13 protein-coding genes and 2 pseudogenes are annotated in these 15,610 nt (G+C 59.4%); 6 read left to right on the plus strand and 9 right to left on the minus strand.

Annotation, left to right across the window (positions count from 1 at the left end):
- The first annotated feature begins 198 nt into the window (after positions 1–198).
- A pseudogene (locus tag P3T25_RS47230) lies at positions 199–1,475 on the plus strand (IS701 family transposase).
- A gap of 116 nt (positions 1,476–1,591) precedes the next feature.
- On the opposite strand, the gene bktB reads toward P3T25_RS47230, so the two are convergent.
- The 5 genes and pseudogenes from bktB to P3T25_RS47255 all read right to left on the minus strand — a co-directional run bounded on the left by bktB (position 1,592) and on the right by P3T25_RS47255 (position 6,229).
- Complete coding sequence (bktB, locus tag P3T25_RS47235; protein WP_429364539.1) at positions 1,592–2,779, minus strand: beta-ketothiolase BktB; 1,188 nt, start codon at positions 2,777–2,779, stop codon at positions 1,592–1,594.
- Between the two features lie 143 nt (positions 2,780–2,922).
- A pseudogene (locus P3T25_RS47240) lies at positions 2,923–3,030 on the minus strand (IS6 family transposase); the annotation flags it as partial.
- A 187-nt stretch (positions 3,031–3,217) separates the two neighbouring features.
- Positions 3,218–4,234 carry an NADP-dependent oxidoreductase gene (locus tag P3T25_RS47245; RefSeq protein WP_429364541.1) on the minus strand — a complete coding sequence of 339 codons (1,017 nt, stop codon included), beginning with the start codon at positions 4,232–4,234 and terminating at the stop codon, positions 3,218–3,220.
- A gap of 59 nt (positions 4,235–4,293) precedes the next feature.
- Complete coding sequence (locus P3T25_RS47250; RefSeq protein WP_429364543.1) at positions 4,294–4,587, minus strand: SDR family NAD(P)-dependent oxidoreductase; 294 nt, start codon at positions 4,585–4,587, stop codon at positions 4,294–4,296.
- A 127-nt stretch (positions 4,588–4,714) separates the two neighbouring features.
- On the minus strand, positions 4,715–6,229 hold the full coding sequence (locus P3T25_RS47255) for a CoA transferase (RefSeq protein ID WP_429364545.1): 1,515 nt from the start codon (positions 6,227–6,229) through the stop codon (positions 4,715–4,717).
- A 216-nt stretch (positions 6,230–6,445) separates the two neighbouring features.
- On the opposite strand from P3T25_RS47255, the gene P3T25_RS47260 reads away from it, so the two are divergent.
- Positions 6,446–7,333: a LysR substrate-binding domain-containing protein gene (locus tag P3T25_RS47260; protein ID WP_429364547.1), complete on the plus strand. Its 888-nt coding sequence runs from the start codon at positions 6,446–6,448 to the stop codon at positions 7,331–7,333.
- 245 nt (positions 7,334–7,578) lie between these two features.
- On the plus strand, positions 7,579–7,764 hold the full coding sequence (locus P3T25_RS47265; RefSeq protein ID WP_429364563.1) for a DUF1016 N-terminal domain-containing protein: 186 nt from the start codon (positions 7,579–7,581) through the stop codon (positions 7,762–7,764).
- Positions 7,765–8,357: 593 nt separating this feature from the next.
- Here P3T25_RS47265 and P3T25_RS47270 read toward each other — a convergent pair.
- The 3 genes from P3T25_RS47270 to P3T25_RS47280 are packed head-to-tail and all read right to left on the minus strand — an operon-like array spanning position 8,358 to position 10,630.
- Positions 8,358–8,969 (minus strand): hypothetical protein, encoded by a 612-nt coding sequence (locus P3T25_RS47270; protein WP_429364549.1) that lies wholly within the window; start codon positions 8,967–8,969, stop codon positions 8,358–8,360.
- A 16-nt stretch (positions 8,970–8,985) separates the two neighbouring features.
- A complete protein-coding gene (locus P3T25_RS47275) occupies positions 8,986–9,795 on the minus strand; it encodes a hypothetical protein (RefSeq protein ID WP_429364551.1) in 810 nt (269 codons plus the stop codon).
- Positions 9,764–10,630: a hypothetical protein gene (locus P3T25_RS47280; RefSeq protein WP_429364553.1), complete on the minus strand. Its 867-nt coding sequence runs from the start codon at positions 10,628–10,630 to the stop codon at positions 9,764–9,766. Before P3T25_RS47280 ends, P3T25_RS47275 begins: the two co-directional genes overlap by 32 nt.
- A gap of 1,375 nt (positions 10,631–12,005) precedes the next feature.
- Here P3T25_RS47280 and P3T25_RS47285 point away from each other — a divergent pair.
- The 3 genes from P3T25_RS47285 (at position 12,006) to P3T25_RS47295 (ending at position 15,260) form a co-directional block, all read left to right on the plus strand.
- Positions 12,006–13,445, plus strand: a complete 1,440-nt coding sequence (locus P3T25_RS47285; protein ID WP_429364555.1) for a phage integrase N-terminal domain-containing protein — start codon at positions 12,006–12,008, stop codon at positions 13,443–13,445.
- A 246-nt stretch (positions 13,446–13,691) separates the two neighbouring features.
- The gene (locus tag P3T25_RS47290; protein WP_429364557.1) at positions 13,692–14,177 is read left to right on the plus strand and encodes a hypothetical protein; all 486 of its coding nucleotides are present in this window, start codon (positions 13,692–13,694) and stop codon (positions 14,175–14,177) included.
- 117 nt (positions 14,178–14,294) lie between these two features.
- Positions 14,295–15,260: a GSU2403 family nucleotidyltransferase fold protein gene (locus tag P3T25_RS47295; protein WP_429364559.1), complete on the plus strand. Its 966-nt coding sequence runs from the start codon at positions 14,295–14,297 to the stop codon at positions 15,258–15,260.
- Between the two features lie 146 nt (positions 15,261–15,406).
- On the opposite strand, the gene P3T25_RS47300 is transcribed toward P3T25_RS47295, so the two are convergent.
- Positions 15,407–15,610 (minus strand): hypothetical protein (locus P3T25_RS47300; RefSeq protein WP_429364561.1); only part of this gene is annotated, 204 nt, incomplete at its 5' end.

Consider the following 15,610-nt stretch of genomic DNA (forward strand, 5'->3'; position numbering starts at 1 on the left):
CAAATTCATCGATCTCTTCTGTCATTGCGATCGCCCGCAGTCTCTATTACTTCATACTACCAGGTATCGCTTTTTATTGACACAGTAAGACTAGTACCACTGTGTTAAAAAATAAGGGATTATTCACTTATCTTCAAGTAAATGATGAGGAATGCGATGGAACGTCCTTCGGGGCGGTTCGACGAGTACGTGTCCATGATGGCTCAGTCGCTGGGGCACGCTGATCGTGTCGAGCCATTTCGTGGTTACTGCACGGGGTTGATGTTGCCGGTCAGGCGCAAGAGCGTTGAGCCCATGGCGGCGCATCTGTCACGGGACCGGGTGCGCTCGGAACACCAGCGTCTGCATCACTTTGTAGCCGATGCACCGTGGTCGGATCAGGCGGTGCTTGATACAGTGCGCAGTTATGCGCTTGAGCGGATCGGCCGTCGTGCGGGACCACCTGAGGCGCTGATCATTGACGATACCGGCTTTCCAAAGAAGGGCAAGCACTCGGTCGGGTCGCCCGGCAGTACTGCGGCCAGTTGGGCAAGCAGGACAACTGCCAGGTGGCCGTCAGCGTCTCGCTCGCAAATGAACGCTTCAGTCTGCCGGTCCGCTATCAGCTGTACCTGCCGCAAAGCTGGGCCAATGACGCGGACCGGCGGAAGGCTGCCAAAGTGCCTGAAGCGCTTGAGTTCGTCACCAAGCCGATGCTGGCGCTGCAACTGCTTGAAAATCTCGCAGAGGTAGAATCCCTACCGCGACTGGTTCTGGCCGATGCCGGTTACGGGGCGAGCACCGAGTTCCGCCAGCAGCTCACGGAGATGGGCTTCACGTATGTGGTCGGGGTGACAGGCGCGGTCAGCCTGCGGACGCAAGCTCAGGCGCTGCTGCGAGCAAAAGAGCTGGCCATGCAGTTGCCGTCGCGGCGCTTTCGCACCGTCACATGGCGAGAAGGCACCCACGCTGCCTTGTCGTCGCGCTTTGCGGCGATACGGGTGCACTGCGCCTCCCGCGCAGCCCAGCTATCTGAGACCGCCGAGGAACAGTGGCTGCTCGTCGAGTGGCCCAGCGAAGAGCTCGAGCCGACCAAATACTTCCTCAGCACGTTGCCGGCTGACACGCCGATCAAGGAACTCGTGCGACTTGCAAAACTGCGCTGGCGCATTGAGCGCGATTATCAGGAGCTCAAGCAGGAACTCGGCCTGGGGCACTTCGAGGGACGCAGCTGGCGCGGCTTTCATCACCACGCGACGCTGTGCATAGCCGCTTATGGCTTTCTCGTCACCGAACGCCTGGTGGCGCAAAAAAAACTCCAGCCCATCGGCTACCCGGCGAAGTGCCTTCCTTACCCGAGGACTTCCGGCCCCGGGGCGCCCCTGCGTAAGCAGCGCCATGTGCCGGACTCCATTACAACGCTGCGGCTGGAGCTTGCTGCCGCCCTGCTTGCCCGTCTCGAACGGAGCCCATGCTGCGGCCGGAAAATCGAGTAGTTTGTTAACACAATGGTTCTAGGAAAGTGGCCAAGGTGTAGTGGGAGCATCCTACGTTTTTAGTTCTGCGATCCGGCAAGCGGGCCGGTTACCGGCCCGTCACGGTCAGATGAACCTCAGACACGCTCGAATACGGCGGAGATGCCTTGGCCGCCACCGATGCACATTGCCACCAGTGCGTATTTCCCATTGATGCGGTGCAGTTCGTGGATCGCCTTGGTCGAGATGATGGCCCCCGTTGCGCCGATCGGGTGTCCAATCGAAATACCCGAACCATTCGGGTTCACCTTTGCAGGATCGAGTTCGAGCTCACGCGTTACTGCACACGCCTGGGCGGCGAAGGCTTCGTTCGCCTCGATGACGTCGATACTCGCGGTGGAAATTCCCGCCCGCCGCAGCGCCTGCCTGGCGGCGGGCACGGAGCCAATTCCCATGATTCTGGGATCAACCCCAGCATGACCATAGCTGACCAGGCGGGCGAGCGGCGCTAGGCCGTAGATTTTCACTGCCTCGCCCGATGCGAGGACCAGGGCCGATGCACCGTCGTTGATGCCTGATGAATTTCCTGCCGTTACAACGCCGTCCTTTTTGAAGGCCGGCTTCATTTTCGCGAGTGTTTCGACCGTCGTGTCACCCTTCACATGCTCATCCGTGTCGAACGGGGCGGATTCCCGTTTTTTTGTGACAGGCACCGGGACGATCTGGCTGCGGAAATGTCCAGCCGCGATCGCGGCGCTCGCCCGCTGGTGGCTTTCCGCGGACAGTGCGTCCATATCGCTACGTGACACGTCGAATTGCTCCGCGACATTTTCGGCTGTCGTTCCCATATGTATGTCGTACAGCGGGTCGTGCAGCACGCCGACCATATAGTCCAGCAACTCCGCGTCCCCCATTCGGGTTCCCCAGCGGGCCGACTGCATGACGTACGGGCCACGTGACATCGACTCTGCGCCACCTGCGATAGCCAGTTCGCAGGTGCCCAAGGCTATCGCCTGTGCCGCAGAAATGATCGCCTGGACACCGGAGCCGCACAGGCGGTTGACGTTGAAGGCGGGAGTGGTGACGGGCAGACCCGCGCCCAGTGCGGATACGCGGCTCAGATACGCATCGCTGGGCTCGGTGGGAATCACGTTGCCCATCACAACATGGCCGATCCTGTCGACAGGTGCGGCGCTACGTATCAAGGCTTCCTTCACCACGAGCGTTGCCAGCTCGCCCAGCGGCGTATCTTTCAGACTACCGCCGTAGGTGCCGACGGCTGTGCGCACTGCGCTGACAACAAAAACTTCATTTGAGGCTGTCATTGGATATCTATCTGAGATCGTGTTAACTGGAGATACGGCTTCAGCGAACAGGACTACTGCCCGGCCTTGGCAAGAAGTTCTGCAACGACCAACGCCGGATCAGCTCATAGCTGGCAAACGACGCCGCGCTCGAACAGCAACTATCCAATGTCGCGCAGGCTCAACTGAAACCGGACACATCAGCGCCCGGCGCAACTAACGACGGCCGCCGGATAGCGATGGCTGCGATAGAGCGATCTCGTTTTGCCCATCACACCATCGCACGCGACTGCCCCAACAACGTGACAATGCCCCGGCAGCCAAGGCAAACGGAACGATCACTGCACTTCCTGTCGCAGAAGGCGACAATCCTTATATGTCGTCGTTCATCTGCTTTCCGGGTCGAGCGGTCGTTACTTTGTTACAGAGACACAGTACGCACGTGTGCGATCGGCCGTCTCATTCACGGGTGAGCCGGATCAGGCGCTTGCCGAGGTTGTCGCCGCGGTAGAGACCGGCGATCGCCCCCGGTGCGTTATCGATACCGTCGAGCACCTCTTCAAGGTAGCGCAACTGGCCCGAGCGCAGCCAGCCCGCCAGGTCATGGCGCGCGATGTCCTCGTGTTCGGGATGGTCGAACATAACGAAGCCCTCCATGCGGGCACCCTTCACGAGCAGGTGCCTCTCGACGCGCGGGCCTTGCGGCGGAGGATCCCAACTCGCGACTGAGGCCGTTCCGCAGACGACAATGCGGGCCCCAGTGTTCAGATGGCCGTGGACAGCATCGCTGATAGGGCCGGCGGTGTTGTCGAAGTAGATGTCCACACCGCCCTCGCAGGCGACGGCGAGCTGCTGCGCGAAATCTGGAGCCTTGTAGTCGACGGCTGCGTCAAAGCCGAATGATTTGGTACACAGCTCTGTCTTTTGTGGGCCACCTGCGATGCCCACCGTGCGGCAACCCTTGAGTTTCGCAATCTGCCCAACACAGGAGCCTACGGCGCCCGCGGCCGTGGAGACCACGACCGTCTCGCCGGGCTGGGGCCGGCCTACTTCAAGCAGGCCATAGTGCGCGGTCACTCCGTTGAGGCCGAGAACGCCCAGTGCCGTCGAAGGCGGAAGGTCTGTGTCGGTGACCTTGCGTTGGATTGCCTGCGCTTCCACTGCCGCATAGTCCTGCCAGCCGAAGAGGCCGGTAACGAGATCGCCCTCCCGGTAGTCCGGATGACGTGAGGCCTCGACACGCCCGACGGCGAACGAGCGCATGACACCGCCGATAGGGACCGGCTCAGAATAATTCTTCACGGCGCTGACCCAGGCGCGCATGGCCGGTTCGACCGACAGATAAAGGTTACGCACAAGCACCTGGTTCATGGCAGGCGTAGGCGGGGCGCTCTCGACGATCTGGAAATGCCGGCTCTCGGGGATGCCCGTCGGGCGTGACGTCAAGAGCACTTGGCGGTTGACTGTAACGATCATGTAGGTTTCCTCTGCAAGTTTTCAACGAGCGCCGCGTTGCGGATGTACGCTTGTTGTACTCAGCGTGCAGCGCCATATAGGGCAAGTCTGCCCTCACCACGTTTCAAGCCTGCCGCCCCGCTGACGGCGACGATTTTTCCGTGCTTTCGCTCGAGCATCTGCGATAACGCGGCGCGACAGAGCCGGTGTAGCGAATAGCAGTTTCGCCCGAACACCCGTTGCATTTCGGCGCCGTCGCATTCCACAACTGGCACGAACCTGTCGGGGTTCGCGATGAGCATGCCCGCATGGCCGGCCTCACCGATCACGTTGGCTTCCTGTGTGATCGCCAGCTCACGGCGATCCGCAAACACCTCAGCGCCTTCTTCCCAAGGACCGGATCCTCAAGTCACTGCTGTTGATCTGACGCATCTAAGCTGGCCAGAGCGATTCAGCTTCGAGTACGTCAGCGTTCATGCGAAAGACGACGCCCCTTCTTTCTCAACGCGGCAGCCAGACCGCCTTCCCCGACGCCCTTGGTACAAGAGGGAACCTGAAGCGCCCTGGCGTCTTTGACATCTGCACCTGGTCAGTCACTCCTTGATAGTGGCCCATGGGCGTATCAGCCTCGAACAGCTCAGGAGATAAATATTCGTGACCGCCTGCCGTACCAGCGATCCTCGCGGCGTACTGTTTGTCGAAAACGCCGAGCTGCAGCAACCAGATGGCGAGTCGGGCCATCGACAGGCGAATGCGATAGCTGCCGCCTTCCACGGCCCGTCTCTTCAGTGCAGCGATGACGCCGATGCTCGCCATCCAGGATGTGAGGTAGTCATTGACGACAAAAATCTCGGGTAGCCGAGGGTTGTCCGGTGACCCCTCCAGCGTCAACGAGCCAGTGACGCCACCAGCCGTCTGGTCGAAACCGACCCGGTTTGCCCAGGGCCCACGCGGGCCATAGATAGAGATGTCGACGTGGATCATCCCGGGTCGGATCTCGGCCAGGTTCTGTGCAGACAGCCCACGCCTGTCAAGATACCCCGGTCGGCGATTCGCAAAGAAGACATCTGCATCTTTGGCCAGGTCCTTGAATCGCTGCAGTTCGTCGGCGCGGCCGAGGTCCATCATCGCGGAACGCAAGCCGACGTTCGCCGTAGCGTAGAGGGCGTCTATCTCGTAGTCGTTCGGTTCCCAGATATTCAGGACGTCGGCCCCGTGGTAAGCCAGCGCTCTCCCCAGTCCCGCACCGGCAATCACATGCCCGAGTCCGAGGGCCCGAACGCCGCTCAAAGGATCCTCTGGATTCGAGGTGAACGGCTCGGGGTCACTCTCGCCAATTTTTTCGATCTCGATCAGTGGCATGTCCTTGATGTACTGGAACTGGGGCTCCCTTGCGAACTCGTCAAATGTGCGGACCATCGTTGCCTGGACGCCGGCACGGGCTGCCGCATCTTCAAGGTCGACAGCGTTCCACTTGCGTGCGGCTTCAGCCACTGCCCGCCTGTCGTCGTGACAGCCGAGGAAGGCCAAGGCTGTCTTTGCTGTGCGCGGGTAGACGTTGATAAGCTGTACCCAGCGATCGTCCGCTGTCCGGTACATAGTCGTCGGCCAGAAAGGGCTGTCGGCGTCGGCGGGATTGCGCGGCGCATAGCCATTTAGCAACTCCCATTTTTTGTCATAGAAGGGACAAAGGCGATGTAGGACCTGACCCAGGTTCACGCTCAGGTCCTGCGACTCGCCACCTCTGAAACGCCACAGGTCGCCGACTGCCACCGCTTTGGCCATCAAGGTGACACCTGCCATGGTCGCGAGTGCGAGTGGGCTCGAGATGACCGGATCACTACCGATGAAGGTTATTGACCCGCCCGCCGAACTTGGATCGAGTCCAACGACGCTCAATACCTCGGCCAACTCCCGCCTCAGGTCGATGGATTGCCCATCGGTCATAGGATTGGCCAGCGCGGCCTTCACGCGTCCCTCGAGATCGGGGTGTTCCACTGTTGTTCTCATGTTCATTACGTTTGTCTCCGGTTCGTTCCTTTATCAGCGCCCGTGGAGCATGAGGCCAACCTTGCAGGTATACCCCACAGTGCAGTCTCAGAGCCCGGTCATGACGCGTACATCGTTCCTGCGCCGCAGCTGACGATAGCGCTTGGATGGAATAGTATTTTTCCTTTGCGCTCGCCGCCAAGACTTTGTAAGCTCATGATTGTGCTTTTGAGGCATAGCCAAATGGAACTCAGACATCTTCGGTATTTCGTCGCGGTCGTGGAAGAGGGCAGCTTCAACCGTGCGGCGACGCTTCGCCTGCATACTGCGCAGCCGTCACTAAGCCGACAGATCGGAGATCTGGAAGATGAGTTGGGCGTGCAGCTACTGAAGAGGAGCAGCCAGGGGCTCGAGCCAACGGCCGCCGGGCGAGCCTTTCTCGACCATGCTCGCCTGATACTTGCTCAAGTCGACGCGGCAAGCGAGGCCGCAAAGCGAGCAGGCAAAGAAAATCAGGCCTCGCTCGCAGTTGGGTTTCTGACCGGATTCGAAATCGATTGGCTCCCCAAGGTCCTGAAGATCTTGCGGGGAAAGCTGAACGAGACCGATCTCATCGTCAGTAGCAAATCGACACCTTCACTAATCAAGTCACTCATCAATGGCGAACTCGACCTGGCATTTTTGCGTCCCGATCCTCAGGTTACCGAACTATTCTTTAAGACCGTGTTGACGGAGCCAATAATGGCATTCTTGCCAGTAGGACATGAGTTGGCCTGTCACCAGTTCATTGACCCAATCGACTTGGAGGGACAACCGTTGATTCGACTCTCGAAGGTTCACGCTCCCGCAGTCAGAAGCGTGGTCGACGGCTATCTCGACCGAGTCGGCGTCCACCCAGGACCTGCGCCAGAAGCTGACAATATGTCCATGGTCATTTCACTGACGCTTTCAGCGCGCGCCGTCACCCTTCAGCCGGCCTACATCAAAGCGCTGTTGCCACCGTCCGTCGTGTGCATTCCACTGAGTGGCGAACCTCCGATGGTCCAGTTGGCCGTAGCGATAAACAAGACTCGCCCGCACGGATTAGCGGAACTCGTGTTTTCAACGCTCGACGGCCAGACCACGCACTGACTACCGGTCGAAGGCTCTGATGTGATGGACGTCTCCCCTTTTGTATATTGAAATTCTTGATTTTGTTCTTCACGGCAGGAGGCTGTGGAGCTTGTGGGAAAAGGTAAGCGGATCAGCATTTACGTGAAATCGCACTCCTCATAATTTTCTTGAAGACAAGCGAATAATGCCTTATTTTGTAACACAGTGGTACTAGGGCCCGCGGGCCGTGGCGCGGAGCATCAATGCGCTGATGACGGCAACGTATTGGCTGGTCGGGCGTCGAATCGGAGCAGGGAGGACGGGAGAGCGCGGCGTATGGACAGGCACTCCTGCAGCGCCTGTCGGCGGACCTGACGAAGCGGTTTGGGCGGGGCTTCGGCGCTCACAATCTGGAATTGATGCGCCTGTTCTACCAGAGCTATCCGCGGGCGAGATTTTCGGAGCAGTGATTCGGAAATCACCTTTTGCGCGCGAAGTACGATTACCCCCGTTCGGAGCGCCATCAAGCTCGTGTCCGATCGGACTTACGCAACAAAATCCGCAAGTTGCGCACTTCCAGCCGGACTTTTTCGTTTTAAATCAGTGGCACAGGGGTCCGATTCCGTCTCACGTTGAGACAAAAGGCTAGGCGCGGAGCGTGCCTTGACCGGCCGTGACGCGCGTGACAGCACGCAAGAATGCCAAGGGGTTGCTGGACGTGCCGATGCCTGCAAGGAGGTGGCGACGTTGATAATGGCGGATCGCATAGGATCCAGAGGGATTTCGTGCCGAACGGTCGGCGGTGCGTTGCCCGCGTCGCTCATCGTGAGGGGCGATATTCACTCACTGAACTGTTCGCGCGAGCGGACTCGAATGAATACGAACGCCGTATAGCATTCAGATTCGGGCAATGCGCGAGGGTTTTAGACGTCGTGCGGATCGCAAGGTGGCATGCGGCGGATTGAGTATGAGTCGCGCGAACAAGAAACGATATCGAGCTTTAAAACAGGCAGGACAGGAGAAAGGAAGGCATGGCGCCCGGTCGTCGCGTGACGCCGGGGCTTTATCGGCTCGTGAAGTGGCCGAAGTAGATTTGCGTGCCGAGCAGCAGGACGCCGATAAGCAGCAAAACGACACCGATCAAGACGAGCGGCGGCATGGCGTCAATACACCAGCGGCGGAACCGTACGAATGTCTTCGTCGCCGATGCCCTGATCCTTTGGCCAATGGTTGCGTCGAGCGGCAATGCTGGAAGCGGCGGTTTGCCAACGACTGCGGCCTCGAGATTGTTGATCCGGAGGTCAACCTGGGCAACCGCGTCAAGAAGCATTTTTTTGAGGCGCGCCTCCGCCGACATTTGATGGACGTCGACGAGCTTCGCGAGGGCCACGTATCCGTTGAAATGAACCTCGTCCCCGAGTTTCTTGAAGCGCTCTTCCCAGATCGAGTCCTGGTTTAGGGTGGCAATGGCTTTTGCCACCGCGCGCTCGATTTCGGTGGACGCTTGGCCCACCGAGGCGGCTGATTGGGACGTCGCGGCCTGTACTCGTTCCAGCTTGTCGACAGCCTGCTGAAACGAAGCTTCGCCTTCGCGAAAGCTCTGGACGAGCTTTCGCATTTCTCTGAAGGTGAGCCTGATGCGAGCGGATTCGGCAGTGGGCAGGTTGTCAAGCATGGAGGTCGGTCAGGCGCTATTGCTCATGCTGCTCCGTCGGGACGCTCGTTGCTGGCGCGGCGACTTTCCGGGCGGGCTCGTGAATGTCAATATTCAACTCGGCCCACGCGCGGTCCAGGATATCGCGTGCCTGACCAGCCATCTCCTGCAAAAGCGCGTTGTCGCACGCGAGTTCCTCGGCAGTGGTATCGCCAGCGTTAATGGCTTCCATGATTTTCGCCGAGTAGTCGGTGCGATCATTGACAACATCTAGCCAGGATCGGTTAGCAGCGGCGAGATGCGAAAACAGCTGCAGTTGCGGGATATAGCATTTGGGATTGATCTTTACGCGACGGTCCTGTTCGGCAAACGCGAAGAGGTGAGTAAATTCCCCTTCGATCGGGGCAGTCCGGACCGGCTTCCTGACCATGTTCAGGACGACACGAATGCGGTCAGGGTCGACGCCAACATTGTCGAGAAGCGTCTGGATGGTGGTGATGGTCTCAATCTGACCGCGATCATTTTGCGTGGCGGGAACGACGATATAGTCGAATTGGTCGCGGCCACCTGATTCATTCACCTTGTCGATGAAAGCTTCGGCGTTAGAAGCGCCGACGTCCGTGACGGTGTTCCCGTACACCGAGAAGCGACGCAGGTCTCGGTAGTAGTCCGAATACTGAGCCGCCGCATAGCGACGAACGCGCACCCCATAACGTTCTGCGTCGGTATTGTTCGTCTCGATCGACATGAGTTCGCCGCCCACGCGGGGGTGGATCAGACACCCTCCGATCGTGCTCTTGCCGACGCCACCGAAGTTATGAAGGATCAGGAGGTTCTTGCCGCGCATCTGGGTACCTTTGGGAATTGGTTATCTCGCCCGTACGAATTTCCCCTGCTCTCAGCCGCCTCTGATATGAGGCTTTGGCTGCGACGTTCTTGGGGTCGCTCGGGTCATAGCGGATAAGTGGGCTCCTTTGGGGCTGATCACCACTATGGGCGGTCACCTCGAAGGTCTTACCGGAACCTGCCTCGCCATCATAGTTATCGTTGCCCCCTGCACGCGGGCTAAAAGCGCAGGATTTCTCGCCCGCATTCGAGGTTTCGGCCGGTTGGTTAGCGGGTCCCGTCACATCGTTTTTAATTTGGTCGGGGCCGAAGGCATCTGCTGGCTGGCCTGCAGATCGGCTTAAGCCGTGCAATGCCCCCTCAATTGGGTTGTGATGTGCCGTTGGCGCCCCCCTTTCCGTTCCTGCGCGACGCGCATGCTCAAGGCTTCCGGATGTCTTGGGATGAAGCGCAAGTTCGGGTATTTGAGATGACGGGGATGCTTCACGACCAATTGAAGTCGCGGTCGGTTCGGGGACCTCGGCCGGCTGCCCTTGGGCCTGGTCGTCTGCGTGTTCGAACTGGTCCGCTTTGACGATGGCGGGTCTTGCGCCCGCGGCGACAGGCGGGACTTGCCCCGAAGACACCGGCTTGGCAGCGGGGTGCCTGTCGGGATAGCGCTTGAAGTAGCCATTGACGGCGTTTTTGGTCACCTGAACGTTATTCAGCTTCAGGAAATTGGCGATTCCCTGCCCACTGACGCCTCGCGCTCGCAATAGGCGGATCTCGTTGTCGAAGGCGCTAATTTTGGAGCGTCTGCCGACCAGACCGGATTCAAGGAACTCTTCAACATTCATTTTTGGCCCATCTGTCGAATTGGAGTGCGTACGCAGGAAATCTCGAAATCAGTTTGCCCGCAAAGGCTCCATATCCGGTCTCGAAAGAATCCCTAATCCTGGCGACATTCTGGTGATGGCCACCAATCGACCACTCATCGACAATCAAGCGACCACTCATCGAGTACTCATCGACAGCGGATCGACCATGACCGACTACTCATCGACTACAAATCGACAAACCAAACGACCACCTGCAGACAATCAGGCGACCATTCTTCGACCAACAATCGACAACGAATCGACAACCAACCGGCCACCCATCGGGAACACGGCGGAGGCTCATTGAATCCGTTGCGGGTACAAACGAAGGCTTAGTTGTCGACACCGAGGCGATCGGGGTGATCTGAAGGCACGTGGCAACAATTGGGGTTGAACGCTCGCCACAGGGGCGAAGCGGCCGCGGAGGCCGGGGTGCATACAGCGGTACAGGGCCGCAACACAGTGGCGAGATCCCTTGCGAAGAGTGCGAGACTATGCTTTACTTCGAGCCACTGCTCCTCGCGCTCCTTGAAGCCGTTGGGCAACCAGATGCAAAACGTGCCGCCGATGCGGCAGCTGTAAGTCTCGTACTCGCACGGGACACCCCTCAAAGATTCCGCGGAGCCATCCGCGCGAACGAAGTTTTCTGCACCCAAACGCCTCTCGGCGTTTTTTTTGTTTTTAACTCACGCGACTCCCCAACAGATCCACACAGAGTCAGGGCCAAACCCTAGACGGCGTGCGACCGAGCGGGGTGTTTTCCCCGTCTGAGGATCGACATACGTGCGGGGGAAGTCGCGGCAGATTCGCAGCAACCGTAGGCGTAACCGTTCGATGGCGGACGGACTGTTCACTGGTCGCGCAAGCGTCGGGGTGAGTGGGGTCGCCTTGCCCGCCAGTCATGGCAGGGAAGATCAAATACCGGAGATAAGTGCGCTATCTCATAGACCGTTCCTCATCGCGAGGAATGGAAGCGCACAGGCGTGGCTCCCCTTGAAGGGCCGGCGCCTGGCTACATGCCAGGTAACCTCGTGACCGTAAGGGCGAGGCTGAGTGGTGGTTTTGAGGGGGCAGGCTACCGCCGGAATGCACATTTTTACGACCTACCGACCTTTTCACATTGTGATATGCGGGAGTGGCTTCCTCCCTGGTGCGCATGGCAGGCGCGCCGAACTCTGACCGAATGCGAGATCGGCTTAGAGGAGCGCACGCATAGGTCCGCGGCATCCCGCTGCTAACCGTCTCCCGTCCGTCGACCAACGGACAGGGCGGACATTTCACATCGTGGGAGAAGGAAATGGGAAGGTATAAGCCTAGGGGTAGTAACCGCGAGCCTGCTGCGGAGCTAAGCGCCGTGGGTGCGGACGCAGACGGCTGGTTCTCGAGGGTCGACGCGATTCTTAAGGCGAACCTGCATCGGCGGGTGAACGGCCGTGTCGCCGCAAACCGGACGATGCAGCACAACAGGACCGTGATCGAGCACGCCTTCGATACCTGGCACAACAAGCTCAATCACAAGATCAAGGTCCCGCAGAATCTGACCGACAGGCACGTGCAAGTTCTGGTGCGGTACTGGTACGAAGAGGGCAAGGCAGCGTCGACGATGCGTGGCGATCTCTCGGTGATCCGGAAGTTCTTTGGATGGATGGGGAAGAAGGGCGTTGTTCGTTCGCTCGATGAATATTTGCCAGACGCGCCGCCAGAACGCATCAAGGTCCGCGGGATGGGCGCCACTGGCAACAAGTCGAAGTCGTGGAGCGAAGCCGGCATCGATGTCGAGCAGAAGCTTCAGGAAGCGTTCGCGCTCGATGAGCGGTTCGGCATCATCGTCGCGATGCAACTGGCGTTCGGCTACCGGCGCAAGGAAACGATCCGCATCCGCCCATGGCTGAATGACCTTCGTCCGCTCGGCCAGTACGCATTCATGATGTATGAGCGTGACGGCACGAAAGGCGGGCGCCAGCGGCTAATCCGGATTGAGTTCCCTTTCCAGGTATGGGTTCTGGACTACGCCAAGTCTCGAATCTCGAAGCGATCGAATCTCGGGTGGCCGAAAACGCGCCGCGGTGACAATGCGACCCTGAAGCAGAATATCGAGCGCTACAAGTATTACATGAAGAAACTCGGTATCGGACGATCGGACGTGTCTGTGACGGGACACGGACTGCGCGCGGAATATGCGGAAAACTGCGGGTTGCTCCGGGGCTTCGTGCCGGCATCACTTGGCGGGAAGGCGAACCAGATGTCGCGAGACGATCTCAGAATCCTTCAGCGACAAGTCAGTGAGAACCTTGGGCACAGTCGCGAACGGGTGACCCAGCAAAGCTACTACGGGACGTTCGGCAAGATTGACCCGAAGGATGCTACTGCGGAGCAACCGCAGTCGGGCCAGCCGGAGAACGTGGATCCCGCAGTGGCGTCGAACACGCTGATGGCTGACGCTTCGTTGCAGCAACCGGCCGGCACGCTCGCGACCGCCTCACAACTGGACCGCGCGCTGGCAGAAGCGGGCGAGCCGCCGAGAGGTTATCTCGGGATCGTTGGCTCGTACTACATCTCCATGCCGCAGAGGCGCGAGCGGCCGGATGGGTCGAAGCCCCCGGTACCTGGCGTCGGGAGGCTGGCGGCCGCGAATGCGAACTCGGCCACAGCAAAACCCAAGGTGGCGGAGGGCCGGCGGAAGGGCGCAATGAAGGTCCGTCCGTACGACGAGCGCCAGTTGCGGCTGCCACTGAAGGACTGGCTGCCGACGATCACGCGCGTGACCAAGGGGAAGGCTGGCACGAAGGAATGAGCGTGCGGGTCGGGAGTACCAACCGTCCATTCCCGACAACGCATCGATTCTGGCACCACCTTCTTTACTTTCATTTACCATTCAATGCTGGGAGAATGCTGAGTGAATACTCCTTATGACCGTGTTGTTAAGTGATTGGCGTCACACCAACGCTCGCATTTCGTCGCGATAATATAAAACACTAGGCAAGATCCACCCACCGGCCTTGAAGTTGAGGCTTTCCATTGAAAAAGGAAGTGATAGTCCATGCCCGTCCGGCGATTGAAGTTCGGCCAGTTTGAGATTTATGTTGTCACTGGGGAGACCGATGCATCGTTGTCTCTCGACGACATGGCGCGGCCGCTCGGCTTCGATTGCAAGGACGGCTTGCTGGGGAAAATCAGCGAGTTGGGGCTGGATGACGAGGTGTATCCGGTGGGCGCAAAGGAAATGATCTCGGTCGGCGCGGCGAGAACACTCGCTGGATCGCTTGCGACGGTTGACTCCGCGGCGCTCGTTGACTGGTTTGACACTGAGCCCCATCTCCGCGACCTCCCTATCGACTGTCACGGTCCATCCGACAAGGAACACCGGGGTCCTCAAACGCGGATTGCTGTGGAGCAATTGCTCGACCGCGAGCCAAATGCCACCACCGAAAAGATCGCGGAGGATCTCAGGATCGGTGAGCAGGCTGCAACGGACCAGGTCAAGGCTGTCCACTTTATTCGGCGCTACAAGCCAAAGAAAGAGTAGGACGCGTCAGTCTTCCTGATGGGCGGGTGGCGACAGCTACCCGCGCCGCCGTGTTATCCGACGTCGGGCAAATGTGCAGCGCAGAACGCGATCGTCCGGTTGCGTCTGTGTCTGCGTGTGACGATCGTCGATACGGGGGTGGTGATGACGACGAAAGTGGTAATGAGCGGCCGCGAGTTCTTCCTCGACGAGCTGCAGGCGGAACCCGCAAAGTTTGCCCATTGGTTCGAGCGGGCGCGAGCCGAAGCCGGCCACGCAGAATGCCTGTGCATGCCCGGGCGCCGGTTGAAACTCCAGATCCGGCTTCGGGATGGGCTCTTCCATCTGGCCGTCTGGCCGCTCGAGGGCGAGGCTCATCGCAACGACAAGAAGACGTGCTTCTTCCATAAGCTTTCGCCTGACTCTTCGGGGCGCGGAAGCTACGCGAAGGTCGCGATCGTCGACCGCGACGACGGCTCAACGGATATCAAGGTCGAGGTGCCGCTTTCTGTGCGGGCTGACGAGCGCGCGCCGAGCGTGCCGGGCGCGCCATCGTCAGGCGAATCGCGAACGGCGCAATGCAGTCGGCCTGCTGCACGAACTGTGGGAGGGCGCATCGCTCAACCGGGGGAGTTCGAACCGAACGCTACCGAGGCGAACGCCGGTGTCGTCGCGCAGAAGCTGCATCACCTTGAAGTCCTTTTGCATGAACCGTGGCTTGTGACGATCCCGGCGGAAGAATCGGGGCTGGGTGAGCCGGTGGTCGATCTTCGCGTGCCAAATCCGGTGAGCTTCATGGTCCAGAAGCTTCTGATCCGTGAAAAACGGACGCCTCAAAAACGCGCCCAGGACGTCCTGTACATCTACGACGCCATGTACAAATTCAACGGGTCGATCGAGGGCGACCTCGCTCCAATCTGGACAGGACTCGAAGGCACGCTGCACCCAAAACAGCAGCAAAGCATTCGCGACAGCGTCAAAGAATTGTTCTCGGACGTGAACGATATCATCCGGGAAGCCGTGACCATCCCGACTGACCGGAAGCTTGACCCTGTCGATGTGCTCATGGTCTGCCGGTTCGGCTTTGAGGACCTTTTCCGATAAGCCTATCCTGGCGGCGCGCGGCGGGCAGTCCGGCTCCGGTCGGTCTGCGATGGACGATCGGATCCACCGGCGAGTGTCGCACCCATTTCCGAACGGATTTATTCAGCGAAAGGGCTGTTTAGCGTAAATCCAGTCGGCTTTTCTCTTTACAAATCAAAGGCCGGACCGATGGAATCCGTCTCATCGTGAGACTCGCGCGCCGCCCGCTGTTGGAGCCTGCGAGCGGTCTGGACGTGTTCGCTTCCGGCGCCGCCGTGGTTAACGTCAACTATCTTTTCCGGCCGCGCGACAACTATCTTGTCCGGTCGACGGGGGTAATTGTCGCGGGTCAGGTGCTCATAGCTGTCGCT

Origin of the sequence: Paraburkholderia sp. GAS32, from assembly GCF_050434225.1 — a bacterium.
GTDB lineage: Bacteria > Pseudomonadota > Gammaproteobacteria > Burkholderiales > Burkholderiaceae > Paraburkholderia > Paraburkholderia madseniana.